At 71.6% G+C, this 15,176-nt stretch carries 14 protein-coding genes; 2 read left to right on the top strand and 12 right to left on the bottom strand.

Annotation, left to right across the window (positions count from 1 at the left end):
- Positions 1–4: 4 nt before the first annotated feature.
- Positions 5–2,122: a BTAD domain-containing putative transcriptional regulator gene (locus ABD419_RS24330; protein WP_344492534.1), complete on the bottom strand. Its 2,118-nt coding sequence runs from the start codon at positions 2,120–2,122 to the stop codon at positions 5–7.
- A 179-nt stretch (positions 2,123–2,301) separates the two neighbouring features.
- Here ABD419_RS24330 and ABD419_RS24335 point away from each other — a divergent pair, with 179 nt between their 5' ends.
- Positions 2,302–3,399 carry a hypothetical protein gene (locus ABD419_RS24335; protein WP_344492537.1) on the top strand — a complete coding sequence of 366 codons (1,098 nt, stop codon included), beginning with the start codon at positions 2,302–2,304 and terminating at the stop codon, positions 3,397–3,399.
- A gap of 30 nt (positions 3,400–3,429) precedes the next feature.
- Here the strand turns inward: ABD419_RS24335 and ABD419_RS24340 are convergent, their stop codons facing one another.
- A complete protein-coding gene (locus ABD419_RS24340) occupies positions 3,430–4,785 on the bottom strand; it encodes an MFS transporter (protein ID WP_344492540.1) in 1,356 nt (451 codons plus the stop codon).
- An 82-nt stretch (positions 4,786–4,867) separates the two neighbouring features.
- Here ABD419_RS24340 and ABD419_RS24345 point away from each other — a divergent pair, with 82 nt between their 5' ends.
- Positions 4,868–5,380 (top strand): winged helix-turn-helix transcriptional regulator, encoded by a 513-nt coding sequence (locus tag ABD419_RS24345; RefSeq protein WP_344492543.1) that lies wholly within the window; start codon positions 4,868–4,870, stop codon positions 5,378–5,380.
- A gap of 5 nt (positions 5,381–5,385) precedes the next feature.
- Here ABD419_RS24345 and ABD419_RS24350 read toward each other — a convergent pair whose 3' ends face one another.
- From ABD419_RS24350 to ABD419_RS24395, 10 genes are all read right to left on the bottom strand, one after another.
- Positions 5,386–6,069 (bottom strand): hypothetical protein, encoded by a 684-nt coding sequence (locus ABD419_RS24350; protein ID WP_344492546.1) that lies wholly within the window; start codon positions 6,067–6,069, stop codon positions 5,386–5,388.
- The gene (locus ABD419_RS24355) at positions 6,066–8,420 is read right to left on the bottom strand and encodes a beta-xylosidase/alpha-l-arabinosidase (protein ID WP_344492548.1); all 2,355 of its coding nucleotides are present in this window, start codon (positions 8,418–8,420) and stop codon (positions 6,066–6,068) included. Before ABD419_RS24355 ends, ABD419_RS24350 begins: the two co-directional genes overlap by 4 nt.
- A gap of 57 nt (positions 8,421–8,477) precedes the next feature.
- Positions 8,478–9,377, bottom strand: coding sequence for a carbohydrate ABC transporter permease (locus ABD419_RS24360; RefSeq protein WP_344492704.1), 900 nt, complete (start codon positions 9,375–9,377; stop codon positions 8,478–8,480).
- Between the two features lie 26 nt (positions 9,378–9,403).
- The gene (locus ABD419_RS24365) at positions 9,404–10,441 is read right to left on the bottom strand and encodes an ABC transporter permease (protein ID WP_344492551.1); all 1,038 of its coding nucleotides are present in this window, start codon (positions 10,439–10,441) and stop codon (positions 9,404–9,406) included.
- Between the two features lie 47 nt (positions 10,442–10,488).
- Complete coding sequence (locus ABD419_RS24370) at positions 10,489–12,168, bottom strand: ABC transporter substrate-binding protein (protein WP_344492553.1); 1,680 nt, start codon at positions 12,166–12,168, stop codon at positions 10,489–10,491.
- A gap of 285 nt (positions 12,169–12,453) precedes the next feature.
- Positions 12,454–12,813, bottom strand: a complete 360-nt coding sequence (locus ABD419_RS24375; RefSeq protein ID WP_344492555.1) for a lactococcin 972 family bacteriocin — start codon at positions 12,811–12,813, stop codon at positions 12,454–12,456.
- A 264-nt stretch (positions 12,814–13,077) separates the two neighbouring features.
- Entirely contained in the window at positions 13,078–13,548 is a 471-nt protein-coding gene (locus ABD419_RS24380; RefSeq protein WP_344492558.1) for a toxin-antitoxin system YwqK family antitoxin, read from the bottom strand.
- 28 nt (positions 13,549–13,576) lie between these two features.
- Positions 13,577–14,323 carry a YwqJ-related putative deaminase gene (locus tag ABD419_RS24385; RefSeq protein ID WP_344492561.1) on the bottom strand — a complete coding sequence of 249 codons (747 nt, stop codon included), beginning with the start codon at positions 14,321–14,323 and terminating at the stop codon, positions 13,577–13,579.
- A complete protein-coding gene (locus ABD419_RS24390) occupies positions 14,316–14,810 on the bottom strand; it encodes a WXG100-like domain-containing protein (RefSeq protein ID WP_344492564.1) in 495 nt (164 codons plus the stop codon). Before ABD419_RS24390 ends, ABD419_RS24385 begins: the two co-directional genes overlap by 8 nt.
- Positions 14,811–14,844: 34 nt before the next feature.
- Positions 14,845–15,174, bottom strand: a complete 330-nt coding sequence (locus ABD419_RS24395; RefSeq protein ID WP_344492566.1) for a WXG100 family type VII secretion target — start codon at positions 15,172–15,174, stop codon at positions 14,845–14,847.
- Between the last annotated feature and the right edge of the window lie 2 nt (positions 15,175–15,176).

Genomic DNA, 15,176 nt, shown 5'->3' on the forward strand with positions numbered 1-15,176 from the left:
CGGATCAGCCCCAGGGGTCGGCGTCCCAGGCCTGCCAGACGCCGTCCTGCGAGGTGACGACCACGTCCTCGGCCGCGTACTCGAAGGCGCCGGGCGCGCACGCCGCCCGACGGGAGCCAAGGTCGTAGGCGATCAGGCCGCCGCAGCCGCCTCCGGCGGCGGTGCCGTCCAGGACCCAGAGAGTGGAGCCGCGCACCCACATCGCCTCGCCCGCGCCGACCGTCCACTGCGGCTCGCCGCTCCGCCGGTCCCAGACCGACAGGTCGCCGGTCGCGGTCTCGGCCACGATCCAGTCGCCGGAGGCCGCGAGCGCCGCCGAGGGCTCGGTCGCGCGCCATTCGATCTGGCCGCTCTGGAGCCGGAACAGCGACGCGACGCCGCCGCTGGTCACGGGGAGCATGCCGTTCACCGGGTCGAGGACGGGCGTCTCCCGGCATCCCGCGGCCCCGGCGGCGGGGAGGTCGGCGGCCTGGCCCCAGAGCGGGCGGCCCGACGCCACGTCGTAGGCCGTCACGAACGCCGTGCACTGCTCCTCGACCCGCTGGGCCTGCTGCCGGAGCAGCAGCACGCCGCCGCTGACCCGCTGGTCGACGACGCCTTCGTACTCGAACTCGCTGAGCAGCGCGCCGGTCGACGCGTCGTAGGCGTACAGGAGGTCCCCCGCGCCGTGGTGCAGGTCCCCGTAGGTCCGCAGGAGCAGGACCTCGGCGGGGACGGCCTCGTCCAGCGCGCCCGCGGGCGCGGTCGCGGCGTCCAGGGGCAGCATCTGCTCCGGGAGCGGGACCTCCCACAGTTCGGCCCCGGAGCGGGGGTCCACGGCGCGGAGCGTGAGGTCGCCCGAGCCGTCGAGCCGCGCGCAGCCGAGGGTGATCACCGCGTCGCCGGTGACGCCGACGACCGAGCGGTCGGACTCCCGCCATGCCTCCTCTCCGGTCGCGATGTCGATGGCGGACATCGAACTCGCGTTCCACGGCTGCCCGCCCGGGGAGCAGACGCTGAGGATCGCCATGCCGTCCACGACGGTCAGGTCAGAGGTCGTCTGCGGGTCGAGGTACGCCGACCAGACCAGGCCGCCGTCCGCTTCGAGGCGGAGCTCGTCGTGGTCGAGGACGAGCATGCCCGCGTCCACGGGCGTCGCGGTACTCCCGGGCTCCAGTGCGGGGAAGGTCCACAGGGGAGCGGTGAGGCCGTCGGCCTTCGCGCTCGGGGATCGGCGCTCCGGGGGCGCCTGGGGCGGCGGCGCGTCGCGGGCGGCCCCGAATCCGGCCAGGAGCAGCATGAGGGCGAGCACCAGCAGGCGGGACAGGGCGCGCGAGCGGGGCTCGGCCGCGGTGCGCGCCGGAGCCGGACGGGGCCGAGCCGGGACGGCCGCGGGCCGCGGCCCCTCGACCGGTTCGAGGTCCAGCGAGGGCTCCTCGCGGAGGATGGCGACGTAGAGCTCCCGGAGGCGGCGGTCGGGCTCGATGCCGAGTTCATCGGCGAGCTCCGCCCGCAGGTCGGTGTAGACCCGCAGGGCGGCCGCGCTGTTGCCGGAGCGGTACAGGGCGAGCATCAGGACGCCGTTGAGGCGCGGCCGGTAGGGGTGCTCGGCCGCGAGGGACTGGATCTCGCCCGCGGTCTCGCGGTGCAGGCCCATGGCGAGGCCCGCCTCGTAGAAGTCCTCCAGGGCGGTGAGCCGCTGCTCCTCCATGCCGAGCACCGCCGCGGCGATCAGCTCGCAGTCGAGCCCGGCCAGCGCGGGGCCGCGCCAGCGCCGCAGGGCCCGACCCAGGATGCGGTGGGCCGCGGCTTGATCACGGCACGCTTTCGCCTGGGCCACTTCGGCACGGAACTCGTTCCAGTCGGTGGCGTCGGTGCAGAGCCGGTAGCCGTCGCCCGAGCGCTCGATCGGGTCGTCGGCGGCCATGTCGCGGCGCACGGCCGCGACGATGTTGCGGACCTGCCGCCGCGCCGTGGCGGGCGGCTCGCCGTCCCAGAGGGCCTCGATGAGCCGCTGCAGCGACACGGTTCGGCCCGATTCGAGCAGGAGCAGCGCGAGCGCCTTGCGCTGGTGGGCGCCGCTGATCGGCACTTCGCTGCCGTCGTGCAGTACTTCGAGCGCGCCGAGGATCCGAAACTCCAAGCCTGTGCCTCCCGATGCCCTGGGACTCAAGGGGGTCCTGAACTCAGGGTATCGAAGACCGCTTATCCGCAGGTCCCGCGAAGGATCGGAGGACGCTGATCCGAAGGGCCGGTCACCGCCTGTCCTCGGTGCTCACGGTGCACTTCGTAGACTGTCGTGATCGCATGCAGAGGAGTGCCATGCCGGAAGCCAACAGAGCAGGCGGAGAGCGCCGCGGCAACCGAATGAGAACCAGGACCAAGCGCGGGCGAACCCGCTGGAGACCGGCTTCGGTGTCCAGCGGCGGGCGTCTGTCGGGCGCGAAGCGCATGCGCCGGCGCGCGAAGGAGACGACGACCAGCAGAAAGAGCCGGAGGCGGATCATCGTGGCGGGCGCCATCGCCCTCGCGGTCGCCGTCCCCGCGACCGTCGCGTTCGCCAACGACGCCTACGACGCGGTCAAGAACTTCGGCGAGGTCACCGCCGAGGAACCGTCGGTCGAAGCGACGTATCGGTTGGAGACACCTGCCGTGGACGGTGCGGACCCGGAGGCGACCGGGACCGAGGAGCCCACCGAGGCTCCGGCCGGGGGCCCCGGGGAGGTCGGCCAGGCCGTCGACTGCGACGAGGAGACCGGGCCCGCGGTGGCCGAGGATGCCGCCGACTCGCCGGCAACGGCGCTCACCTGGGAATACGGACCCCTGCACTACCAGGTCCATCCCGAGGTGGTCGACCAGGACCCCGCGACGATCACGACCACGGCCGCGGCTGCCGGCTCGTACACGACCGGTCTGGTCTCATTGGACATCGTCATCAGCAACCCGACCGACCACGCCGTGCTCGTGGAGGGCATGGCGCTCGAGGTCGACCGGCAGCCGATGCCGGCAGGAACGGTGTGGATCCCCTTCAATCACGGCACACCGGGCTACCCGAACACGATCCTGTCGTTCGACCTGAACCAGGCCGCGCCCGAGGCCGCGACGATGGTGAGCGGATGCGTGCTTCCGGGTCGCTACTTCGACGCCAACCACATCGGGATCCCCCCGGGGGGCAACGAGCTCCTCACCGTCAACCTCTGGCCCGGCGAATGCCTGTGCCTGGTGCGGACCCTCATCGAGTACTCACACGACAACGAGTGGCAGACCTTGGCGGTGCCGGCGGAGGGGGAGGCCGCGATACCGGTGGTCGGTTACCCGCAAAGCGGATTCCAGATGGTCTACGCCCCGAGCAACGGCGCATATGCGAAGTACGACTGTCGGAGCGGGCCGGTTCACCCCGAGTGTGTGGGCGCGGCCTGACTCGGTGCGGTCGCGATCCGCGGCAGTGGATCACGAGCGGTCCGCGCGGCGGGTGAGGAGGGCGAAGCCGGCGGCCGCTACGGCGGCGAGGGCGGCGCAGATCCACAGTGCGCCGTCGGCGCCGACGGCGTCGACGAAGGTCGCGACCACGGGGATGCCCGCGGCGGTGCCGATGTAGCGCATGGTGTTGTTGACGCCCGAGCCCATGCCGCCGCGGTCGGCGGGGACGCTGTCGATGCTGAGGCGGGTCAGGGCGGGGTTGGCCGCGCCGTAGCCGGCGCCGGCGACCAGGAGGGCGGGGACGGCGTGCCACCAGGACCAGCCGTCGACGAGGCCGACCATGAGCGCGGAGCCCGCGCCGGCGACGGTCAGCGCGAGGGTGAGGAGCACGCCGGGGCTGAGCGCGAAGCGCTTGACCTGCAAGGAGATCGCGAAGGCGGCGGTGGACCAGATCGCGACCACCGCGGCGGTCGCGACGGGCCCGAGGTGGGTCTCGGCCTGGAACACGGTCGGGAGGTAGCTCATCATGCTGATGACGGCGATGCCGGTGACGAGGGCGCCGAGCGAGGCGACGAGGAACGCGGGGCGGGCGAACAGGGCCGGGTCGAGCATGGGCTCGCGGCTGCGGAACTGGACGAGGACGAACGCGGCCGAGGCGACCGCCGCGGTGGCGAGGAGCGCGATGACGAGGGGGTCGCTCCAGTCCTGGCGGCCGAGCGTCAGCCCGGACATGAGGGCGGCGACGCCGAGGCCGAGGGTGAGGGTCCCGGCGACGTCGGCGCGGCGGGGGTGCTCGGCGCGGGACTCGGGGAGGACGGCGCGGGCGGCGACGGCGAGCGCGGCGGCGGCCGCGGCGTAGAGCCAGTAGGGGCCGTTCCAGCCGAGGGCGGCGTCGAGGAGGGCGGCGAGGACGGCGCCGGCGCCCACGCCGAGGCCCATCATGGCGCCGTAGGCGGCGGTGGCCCGGCGGCGCTCGTCGGGGGCGGTGAAGACCGCGCCCATGATGCCGAGGCTGGCGGTGAGGAGGGCGGCGGAGGCGGCGCCCTGGACGACGCGGGCGACGGCGAAGACGAGCGTGCTGGGGGCGAGGGCGGCGAGGAGGATCGCGGCGGCGAAGAGCCAGGCGCCGGCGGTGAGGACCTTGCGGCGGCCGTGGTTGTCGGCGAGGCTGCCGGAGGTGAGGAGGGGAACGGCGAGGCCGAGCGAGACGGCGTTGATGATCCAGGTCTGGCCGGTGGCGCCGGCGTGCAGGTGGGCGGCGGTCTGCGGGGCGAGGATGAGCGGGGTCGAGTAGTTGAGGATGACCAGCAGCGGGGCCGCGCAGAGGACCGCGAGGAGCGGGCCGGTGCGGGCGGGGGCCTTGGGTGCGGCGAGGGTGGTCGTCATGGGGCGCTCCTAGGTTCGTTCAGTGAACTCACCGGAGCGTAGCAGTGTTGGTTCAATGAACGAACCGGGGTAGGATGCGGTGGTGGCACTCGGCAAGGACTACCTGGGGCAGGACTGCTCGCTCTCGCGCGGCCTCGAGCTGCTCGGCGAGCGGTGGACGCTGCTGGTCGTGCAGAACGCGCTGTACGGCGTGCGGCGCTTCAGCGACTTCCAGGTTCGCCTCGACATCCCCAAGGCGGTCCTCTCCGACCGGCTCACCCGGCTGACCGAGGGCGGGGTGCTCCGCAAGCGCCAGTACCAGCCGTCGCCGCCGCGGTACGAGTACCTGCTCACCGACGCGGGCGTGGAGCTGTGGCCGGTGATCTACTCGCTCAGCGTGTGGAGCCACCGCAACATCGGCGGCGAGCCGCCGCGGCTGTTCCGCCACGCCGAGTGCGGCAGCGGCCTGCTGCCGTCGAGCGACTGCCCGCAGTGCGGGCAGGTCGCGCCGGGCGAGGTCGAGATGTACCCCGGCCCCGGCCCCAAGCGCACCGACCCGGTCAGCCGGGCCATGAACCGCCCGCGCCGGCTCCTGGAGCCGGTCGTCCCCGAGTAAGGGGCTCACCCGGCGGTGAAGCGCCTCGTCACGTCGGCGGCGACGGGCTTCACGACCAGCCACAGCAGGCCCGCGAACGCCCAGCCGAGCAGGAGCAGCACGGCCTCGGAGGCCGCGGCGACCACGGCCGCCGCGACCAAGACCACCGAGAGGACGCCGAGCGAGGACTTCCAGGCGAGGAAGCACTCGGCGGCCGCCACGCGCAGGACGTCCCTGAACCGGAACGAGAAGAACGACGTCACCACCAGCAGATGGCCCGACCACACGGCGAGGGCGGCCAGCAGGACGGCGCTGACCGGCCGCAGGGCCGCGCCCCCGGCGATCTGGCCGGCGAACACGAGGTTCACCGCGAGGACCGTCGCGACCGCGAGGACCGGGACCCACCACATGAGGGTGTCGCGCAGGTTGAGCCGGAGTCCGCGCAGGAGCGGCTTCGCCGGGCGCAGGTCCGGTTCGGCGGCCCAGGCCCGCTGCGCGTACAGCGCCGCCGAGAGCGCGGGCGCGACGGGCAGGAGCGCGGCGGTGAACAGCGCCGTGTTCGCGGGCTCGGGCGCGAGGACCGTCCAGAACGCGAGGGTCGGCAGGCCCGCCAGCGCGAGGAACACGCCTAGGACGAGGTACCGGTAGACCGCGGCGGTGAGCCGGGACAGCGCGCCCGGGCCGATCTCGCCGGCGTAGGTCGGGGTCATGAGTCCTCCTCTGTCGCTTGCGAAAGGCGCACCTCGACGTCGGCGATCAGGGTCCGGTCGGCGCCGACGCGGCGCTCCGGTCCGGTGATCCGCCGCGGAACGGCGGCGTGCACGTCGGCGCTGGACCGGGCGATGCGGAGCTCGACTGCGCCGGGCTCGACGATCCGGTGGCCTTCGACGCCGACGAACGAGGTCAGGTCGGCGTGGAGGCGGAACCGGACCTCGGCGCGCTCCCCCGGTGCGAGCGAGACCCGCCGGTAGGCGATGAGCCGGTGCTCGGGGCGGGTCACCTGCGCGACCGGGTCGTGGAGGTAGACCTGGACGACGTCGTCGGCGCGCACGCCGGTCTCGTTGGCGAGGACCACCGAGACGGCGGTGGCGCCGTCGCCGGCCCAGTCCTCGGCGTCGGCCGCGACCGGCAGCCAGGTGGGCTCGGCGTAGGAGCGCCCGTGCCCGAACGGGTAGAGCGGCGTCGGGTCGATGTTGGACACGTCGTTGGCGCGGCCGAGCGGGGGCGCGAGGTACGTGGACGGCTGGCCGCCGGGGTCGCGCGGGATGCCGACGGGCAGGTGCCCGCTGGGGTTGACCTCGCCGGCGAGGACTTCGGCGAGCGCCCGCGCGCCCCGCTGCCCGGGGAAGAACGCCTGCACGATCGCGGCGCACCGGTCGGCCACGGCGCCGAGCGCGTAGGGGCGGCCGGTGAGCAGGACGAGCACGACGGGCGTGCCGGTGTCGAGGAGCGCTTCGAGGAGCGCCTGCTGCTCCCCCGGGAGCCGCAGGTCGGCGGCGTCGCAGCCCTCTCCGGAAGTGCCCCTGCCGAAGAGCCCGGCCCGGTCGCCGAGGGCGACGACGACGGCGTCGGCGCCGCGGGCGGCGGCGGTCGCGGCGGCGAAGCCGTCCCGGCCCGGTGCCATGACGTCGCAGCCGGGGGCGGTCGCGGCGACCTCGCGGCGCGCGGACAGTTCGTCGAGGAGGGTCGGGATGTCGATGCCCAGGCCCGTCTCGGGGTGGTGGACGCCGACGTGCGCGGGGAACGAGTAGCAGCCGAGCATGGCCATCGGGTCGTCGGCGAGCGGGCCGACGACGGCGACGCGGGTGCCGGCGGCGAGCGGGAGCGTGCCGTCGTTGTCGACCAGGACGACGGCCTCGCGGGCGAGGCGCAGCGCCAGGCCGCGGGACTCGGCGTCGTCGAAGGGCGCGCCGCCCGCGGGGGCGGGGTCGTAGTCGGCCTCGATGAGGCCGAGTTCGATCTTCTGCTCGAGCACGCGCTGGAGCGCGCGGTCGACGAGCGCCTCGTCGAGGTCGCCGGAGCGGACGGCCTCGATGAGCGGGGCGCCGAACGCGGCGACCGAGGGGAGCTCGACGTCGATGCCGGCCCAGAGCGCGCGGGCGGCGGCCTCGCCGTCGGTCGCGGCGACGCGCTGGAGCGTGCGCAGGAACGCGACGGCGAAGTAGTCGGCGACCACGACGCCCTCGAAGCCGAGCGTGCCGCGGAGCAGGTCGGTGAGGAGGCGGCGGTCGCCGGCCGCGGGCATCCCGTCGACCTCGGCGTACGAGTTCATGACCGAGCGGGCGCGGCCGTGGCGCAGCGCGGTCTCGAACGGCGGCAGGAAGACCTCGGCCATCTCGCGCGGCCCGGCGGAGACGGGGGCGTGGTTGCGCCCGGCGCGCGAGCCGGAGTACCCGGCGAAATGCTTGAGGGTCGCGACGACGCCCTCGCCCTCGATGCCGGCCACATAGGACGCGCCGATGGTGGCGACGAGGTACGGGTCCTCGCCGATCGACTCCTCGACGCGCCCCCACCGGTAGTCGCGGACGACGTCGAGGACGGGCGCGAGGCCCTGGTGCACGCCGACGGCGCGCATGGACCGGGCGATGCGCCCGGCGACCTCGCGCACCAGGTCGGGGTCGAAGCTCGCGCCCCACGAGAGCGGCACCGGGTACGCGGTCGCGCCCCAGGCGGCGAAGCCGGCGAGGCACTCCTCGTGGACCTGCGCGGGGATGCCGAATCGGTTGGCGGCCATGACGGCGCGCTGGGCGCGTTCGAGGGACCGCGCGCCGGGCTCGGGCGCGACGGGCCTGGTGCCGAACGGGCGGGTGAGCTGCCCGAGGCCGTCGGCGATGACGTCGTCGAACGCGGGGGCGTCCCGGCTCATGTCGCTCTGGTGGGGGGCGACGTCGCCGCCGGAGGCGTCGGCGCCGACCCAGAGGCCGACGAGCTGCCCCGCCTTCTCCTCCAGGGTCATCGCGGCGATGAGGGCGGCCGCTCGCTCGGCCCGGCCGAGGCGGTGGTCGTGCCACGGCAGGAGGCCGGTCCCGGCGGGCGCGGCGGTGTTGGTGCGGATGGTCATTATGTGGTGTTTCCCTTTGCTAGAGGACGCGGGCTCGACGGCGGGCCCCGGTCCGCGTCATCCCTTGACCGAGCCCAGCATGACGCCGGACACGAAGTAGCGCTGCACGAAGGGGTAGATGCACAGGATCGGGATGACGGTGAGGATCATCGTCACCGCCTGGATGTTGGCCGAGACCGACGCGGTGGTCGTCCCCGCCGCCGCCGCGCCCTCGGACGCCGAGGTCGAGGCTCCCGCGATGAGGTTGCGAAGGAACAGCGTGACGGGGAACAGCTCGCTCTTGTCGAGGTACAGGAACGCGGCGAACCAGTCGTTCCAGAACGCGACCGAGTAGAACAGCACCATCGTGGCGATGACCGCCTTGGACAGCGGCAGCACGATCCGCCCGAAGATGCCGTACCAGCCGAGCCCGTCGATCTGCGCGGCCTCCTCCAGTTCGGTCGGCAGGCTCTCGAAGAACGACTTCATGACCAGCAGGTTGAACACCGAGATCGCGCCCGGGAGCACGATGGCCCACATGGTGTTCTTCATCCCGAGCCCGGAGATGAGCACGTAGTTCGGCACGAGGCCGCCGTTGAAGAACATCGTGAACACGGCGATGCCGATGAGGGCCTTGCGTCCCTTGAGGTGCTTCTTCGACAGCACGTACGCGTAGGTCGTGGTCAGGGTCATGGCGATCGCCGTGCCGACCACGGTGTACAGCACCGTGTTGCCGTAGTTGCGCCAGAACTGCTCGTTCTTGGCCACCGCGGTGTAGGTGTCGATGTTGAATCCGACGGGCCAGAAGCTGACCTGGCCGGCCTTGATCGCCTCCGCCGCGCTGAAGGACTGCGCGAGCACCGTGATGAACGGGTAGAGCATGAGCAGGCACAGCAGGACGAGGAAGACGGCGTTGCAGGCGCCGAACACGCGGCTCCCGCGCGACTCCAGCCGCCGCGGGCGCCGCCGCGCGGTCATGGCCGCGTCGTCGGCTTTGATCTCGGTCACCACAGGCTCGTCCCCGTTATCCGCCGCGAGACCAGGTTCGCGGAAAGCACCATCACGAGGCCGATCACGGCCTGGAACAGGCCGATCGCCGCCGCGTAGCTGAGATTGTTCGACATCAGGCCGACCCGGTAGAGGTAGGTCGAGATGACGTCGGCCGTCTCGTACGTCAGCGGGTTGTAGAGCAGGAAGACCTTCTCGAACCCGACGTTGAGGAACGACCCGATGTTGAGGACCAGGAGCGTGATCATGGTCGGCCGGATGCCCGGCAGCGTGACGTGCCAGGTCTGGCGCCACCGGCCCGCGCCGTCGATCCGCGCCGCTTCGTACAGCGACTCGTCGATCGTGGTGAGCGCCGCCAGGTAGAGGATCGTGCCCCACCCGACGGTCTGCCATGCCTCGGACCCGACGTAGATGGTGCGGAACCACTCGGGCCGCTGGACGAACGGGATGGCCTCGCCGCCGAACGCGCCGATGATCTGGTTGACCGTGCCCTCCAGCGAGAGCAGCTGCATGACCATGCCGACGACGATGACGATCGACAGGAAGTGCGGCAGGTACGAGATCGACTGCACGATCTTCTTGAAGTGCTGCTTTCGCACCTCGTTCAGCAGGAGCGCGAGGGCGATCGGCAGCGGGAAGCAGACCAGGAGGGTCAGCCCGCCGAGGATCGCGGTGTTCGCGAACACGTGCCAGAAGGTCGGGTCGTTGATGAACATCTCGATGTAGCGCAGGCCGACCCATTCGTCGCCGAAGATGCTCCCGCCGGGGCGGAACTTCCGGAACGCGATGACGTTGCCGATCATCGGCCCGTACCGGAAGATCGCGAAGAAGATCAGCGGGACCAGCGCGAGGCTGTAGAGCTGCCAGTCGCGCCGGAACGCCTCGCGCCAGGTCTGGCGCCGCTTGCGGTCGAGCCGCCGGGGCTGCCGCACCGGGGTTCCCTCGCGGGGGCGAGCGGACCGGTCGGACCCGTCGCTCCCGCCCGCCCCGCGGGCCGACGCCCGCGGGGACTGCTCGTTCTGTGTGAGAGGCATGCGTTCTCCCTCCCGTCCGCTCCGGGGTTCGCGCCCCGGCGAGCGGATCAGGAGTTCTCCTCCTCGAAGCGCTCGCGGGCGCCGTTGATGAGGTCGACGTACTGCTGGAGGCCCTGGGCCTCCAGCTCGGACACGTAGTCGTCCCATTCGGCGATGTCGCGCTCGCCCATGATGAACTTCAGGGTGTTGGTGTCGACGGTGTCCTTGAGGGGCGTGGCGAGCAGTGAGGACTGCTCCAGCTCCATCTCGTCGAGCGGCGCCGGCGGGGAGGGCTCGCGCGGGGTGCGGGTGGACAGCACCGAGTCGATGTAGCCGACGAAGGCCGCCGCGTTGTAGGACTCCTTGAGCGCGCGCGACTCGGTGGAGTCGGCGAACACCGAGTTCGACCAGCCGAGGTCGGCCTGGATGTCGGTGGGGGCCCCGGGGTTGAGGTTGTAGGCGTCGAGGGAGTACTCCGGGTTGAGCGTGATCGTCCCGTCGGCGGCCTTGGTGTAGGTCTCGTCGAGCACGCCCCAGCGGATGAGCTCGCGGGCCTCGGGGTTGTAGTAGAGCCAGTCGAGGAACTGGAGGATCGCGAGGAAGTTCTCCGAGTCCTGGATCTCGGAGTTGAGCATGAAGCCGTTCCAGAAGTTGCGCGGCTCGACCACCTGGCCGAACGGGCCTCCGGGCGGCGCGATCTGGAGGACCTCGAAGTTGCCTTCGCCGGCGGTCGCGCTCAGGGCCTGCGCGAACTCGATCGCCGTCCCGGCCGAGCCGGAGGCGGCGAACACCAGGTCGTTGGCGAACTTCTCGGCGACGCTGCCGCCGCCGCTGCCGTCGTTGGAGGCGGTGAGCGAGTCGGTGTCGACCAGCCCGTCCGCGACGAGGCCGCGGAAGAACTCGACCATCTGCTTGTAGCCCTCGGTGACGGCGGTGTACTCGAGCTTGCCCGAGCCGTCGTCGACCATGCCGTTGCCGAAGCCCCAGCCGGCGCGCGCACCCCAGGCGTGGGAGGCGAAGTTGAGCATGGACTGGGCCTCGAACCCGTCCGCGAGGGGCTTGGAGTCGGGGTACTCGGCCTTGATCTTGACCAGCGCCTCGCGCATCTCGTCCCAGGTCTCGGGCAGGCCCCCGGCGACGGACTCGAAGACGTCCTTGCGCACGACCAGCGTGAAGACGGGGACCGAGACCTCCTGGAGGCCCGGCACCATGTAGTACTTGCCGTCGGCCTGCTTCAGGTTGTCGATCATCCCGCCCAGGTCCCACTCCTCCACGTACTTCTGGAAGTTGGGCATGCGGTCGACGTAGTCGCTCATCGGGAGGACCGCGCCCGAGGACACGAACGAGCTCTCCTCGCCGGTGTAGACCAGCGGGATCACCGTGGGCGCGTCGCCCGCGCTGAGCAGCAGGTTGCGCTTGTCGGTGGCGTCGCTGAACGGGATGGTGGTGACCTCCATCTTGACGTTCGTACGCTTCTCGATCTCGCTGAAGAACTGCCACGTGTCGGTGATGGGAAGGTCGGGCCACTCGGTCCACAGGACCGACAGGGTGAACGGCTCGGTCGCCTTGAACTGCATGTCGGCGGCGAAGTCGTCCATGGCCCCCTTGTTCTGGGCGTCGAGGTCCACCTCGCCGCCGTCGTCGTCGCTGCACGCGGACAGCGCGAGGGCACTGGAGGCGGCGATCGAGATGCCGATGAGCCCGCGGCGGGTGGGTCTGAACGGGGTCCGCCCGAAAACGTCTGACATGTCTCTCCTCTTTGAGATCCCCCGGGCTCCGCGCAGGGGGCGGCGCGGCGGTCGTCGCCGACGCCCGCGCACTCCTGCAGTCCGAAAGTTTCGAGGGTTTTTCCGATAGTTTCCAGAGCATAGTTTCACCCGAGCGGTGGTGTCAACAACTCATGTCCGTTATCGATGCGAGACCTTGACCGGTAAACACGGCCCTGAGTCCGGAGTGGAGCATGTGGCTGCGGGGAACCTGTGGGACGCAACGCGAAAGGGGCGGACCGGTCGGTCCGCCCCTCGTTCCCGCCGCTATGCGTCGGGGTTGTACCTGGTGTAGCAGGTGTGGCCCGCCCCGGCCTCGACGCTGGCGTAGGACCACTGGCCCGCCTCGGCGACGGCCCGGTCGGTGCCGTCGGCCATCATCGCCGTCGAGCTGTGCCGGTTGGTCGGGTGGAAGTAGTTCGAGTAGCAGATCTCGCGGAACGGGTTCGAACCCGAAGCCGTGCCCGTGCACCAGGTGCCGCCGCCGATGTCCTGGCAGGACTCGGTGTATCCGGCTTCCGGAATTTCCGGAACGGTTCCCGGATCCGCCTGGACCGCACCGCCCCCGCCGACCAGCATCGCCGCCGCCGCCGCGACGACGAACGCGTGCCTCATTGCGCGCCGCATGGAACGCCCCCTTCGTGATGCGCCCCGGTCGTGAGGGACCGGGGTCGGGGACACGGTAGCAGTGGGAATGATTGTCGATTCACATTTGACGGATTCGCGGGACGGGGCCTGGGACCCGCGCAAGACGAGGGGTGCACCGGCGCCGCGGCCGCGCGCGCCTCCGGGTGCGCCACGCGCGGCGGCCTGGTGCAGGCGCTCGGGCGGGAGACGGGCCTGCCCGCGGAGCGCCTGGCGGCCGATCCGCTCGGGGCCCTCGACTCGTCCTTAGTGGCGGTTCAGGTCGGCGGCGTGCTCGGGGCCGAGGACCGGGCCGATGGCGACGCGGGCGCGCAGGACCTCCAGGGTCTGGCGCATCGGCTCGGAGAGCGCCGCGCCCTCGGTCGACAGGACGGTGCGCCCGTCGAAGTCGAACCGCACGGTCCAGAGCTTGTACGCGTACTCGTACCCGACGGCGGTCGCCAGCGTCCCGTCGTGCCGGAACGTCCTGGTGATGCCGTGGAGGAAGTTCCTGCGGTACCACTCCTCGAGGATCAGGTCGCCGTCGGGCGAGAGCTCGCCGCTGGGGCCGTCGAGGACGCCCTCGCGGTAGCTCGCGAACTCGTAGTTGCCGCTGGGGAGGGTCTCGCCGAGGAAGCCGGTGAACCGCTCGGAGCCGAGCCAGTACTCCTGGTCGTCGTCGATGTCGAGGGTCGCTTCGGGCACGGCCGACCCGACGGGGTCGTAACTCGGTTTCACTGGCACACCTTAGCGTCGTCGGTCCGCGTCATTCGCCGGTCCAGCCTTCGGTCCGGTGCTTCTTGCTGCCGTCGGGGTTCTTGTCCCAGCCGCGGTCGGCGCCGTCCACGCCGTCGACCATCTGGGTGCACTGGGGGCAGCACGGCATCGGCTTCTTGTTGTTCGGGGCGGCGTTCTCGACCATGAAGTCCTCGAGCTTCGGGCGGTCCTTGCGCTCGCCCTTGAGGTAGTCCATCTCGGCTTCCTTGAGCGCCTGGTTGGTCGCCCGGCTCTCGGAGTGCTTGCCCGGCTCGCCGTGCTTGTCCTGGTCGGCCTCGTACCGGTTCCAGTTGCCGTCCTTGTAGTTGTCGTAGCGCTCGCGGAGCTTGGGGTGCAGGCGATCGGGGTCGATCGCCTCCTTCGAGTTGTGGTTGTAGAAGACCTTGCCGGACTCCCGGTCCCACACGGCGCTCATGCAGGGGCGGCGCCGGTTGCCGGACCAGTGGGTCGAGGGGTCCCGCTCGTCGGAGACCTCGTCGATCTTGTCGTGCAGGGCCTGGCGCAGGCGCCTGCGGTCGGCCTCGGCGTCGCCGCTCGGGTCCATCCGGTCGGGCGCGCGCTTGATGGGGGGATCGAGGTCCGGGGGCTTGGAGCCGCCGCCTCCGCCGCCCTTGCCGCCGCCGCCCTTGCGGTTCTTGTTCATCGCCTTGGCGAAGGCCCTGGGGTCGTTGAGCATCTCGGACAGCAGGCGCGAGGCGCCGTCCGGCATGTTCCGGTCGCCGCCTCCCCTAGCCATTGAGCACTCGGGTGATCGCCATGCCCATGAGCTGGTCGATGATGACGCCGGTGATGGTCTTGAAGATCGGGATCTGCGCGAGCGACGCCCCGAAGGTCACCGCCGCGAAGGCGATGGCCTGCGCGATCTGGAACGCGAGGATCGCCAGCTGCACGATCACCTGGATCTTCAGCGCCAGCACGATCGCGGCCATCACCGTGAGCCCGATGTTGAGCTTGTTCGCCGGGTCGCCGGCGTCGGCGAGGTTCGAGGTGGAGGACTCCTGGCCCTCCCACTCGGCCTGGAAGGCGTCGATGTGCGCCCCGGAGTTGTTCTCCAGGAGGGTGCGGGCGGCGTTCTGGAGCGACTCGATGCGCGGGGCGAGCTGGTCGGCCATGCCGGTCCACTCCCCCGCGAGCTTGAACAGGGACTCCTCGTCGGACTCGGGCCACTCGTAGCCGAGCATGCCGAGCAGTTCGATGAGCGGAGAGGGCAGTTGCAGGCCCATGTGCGGGGACTCCTTGGGGGAGGGCGGAACTGGGTCAGGCGCCGAGGTCGCCCTGGAACTTCGCGAAGACCGCGGCGATCTCGTCGTCGCCGGTCTCGTGGTCGTCGGCCATCTCGCGGAGCGCCTGCGACAGGGACGTGAGGTCCTCGATGTTGGTGGTGAAGCACTCGGTGGCCGCGTCCATGACCGCGCCGTGGCCGAGGCCGCCGGCGGTGCCGATCAGGTCGCCGCCGAACGCGTCGGCGTACTGCTCGACCGCGGCCGTGAACTGGTCGAAGAGCGCCTGCACGTCGTCGCGCGCGGCGTCGAGCTCGTCGGCCGACTTGCGGATGGTCTCGGGCGAGACCTCGAAGCCCTCGGACATCG

This window comes from Glycomyces endophyticus (assembly GCF_039531525.1).
Lineage (GTDB): Bacteria > Actinomycetota > Actinomycetes > Mycobacteriales > Micromonosporaceae > Glycomyces > Glycomyces endophyticus.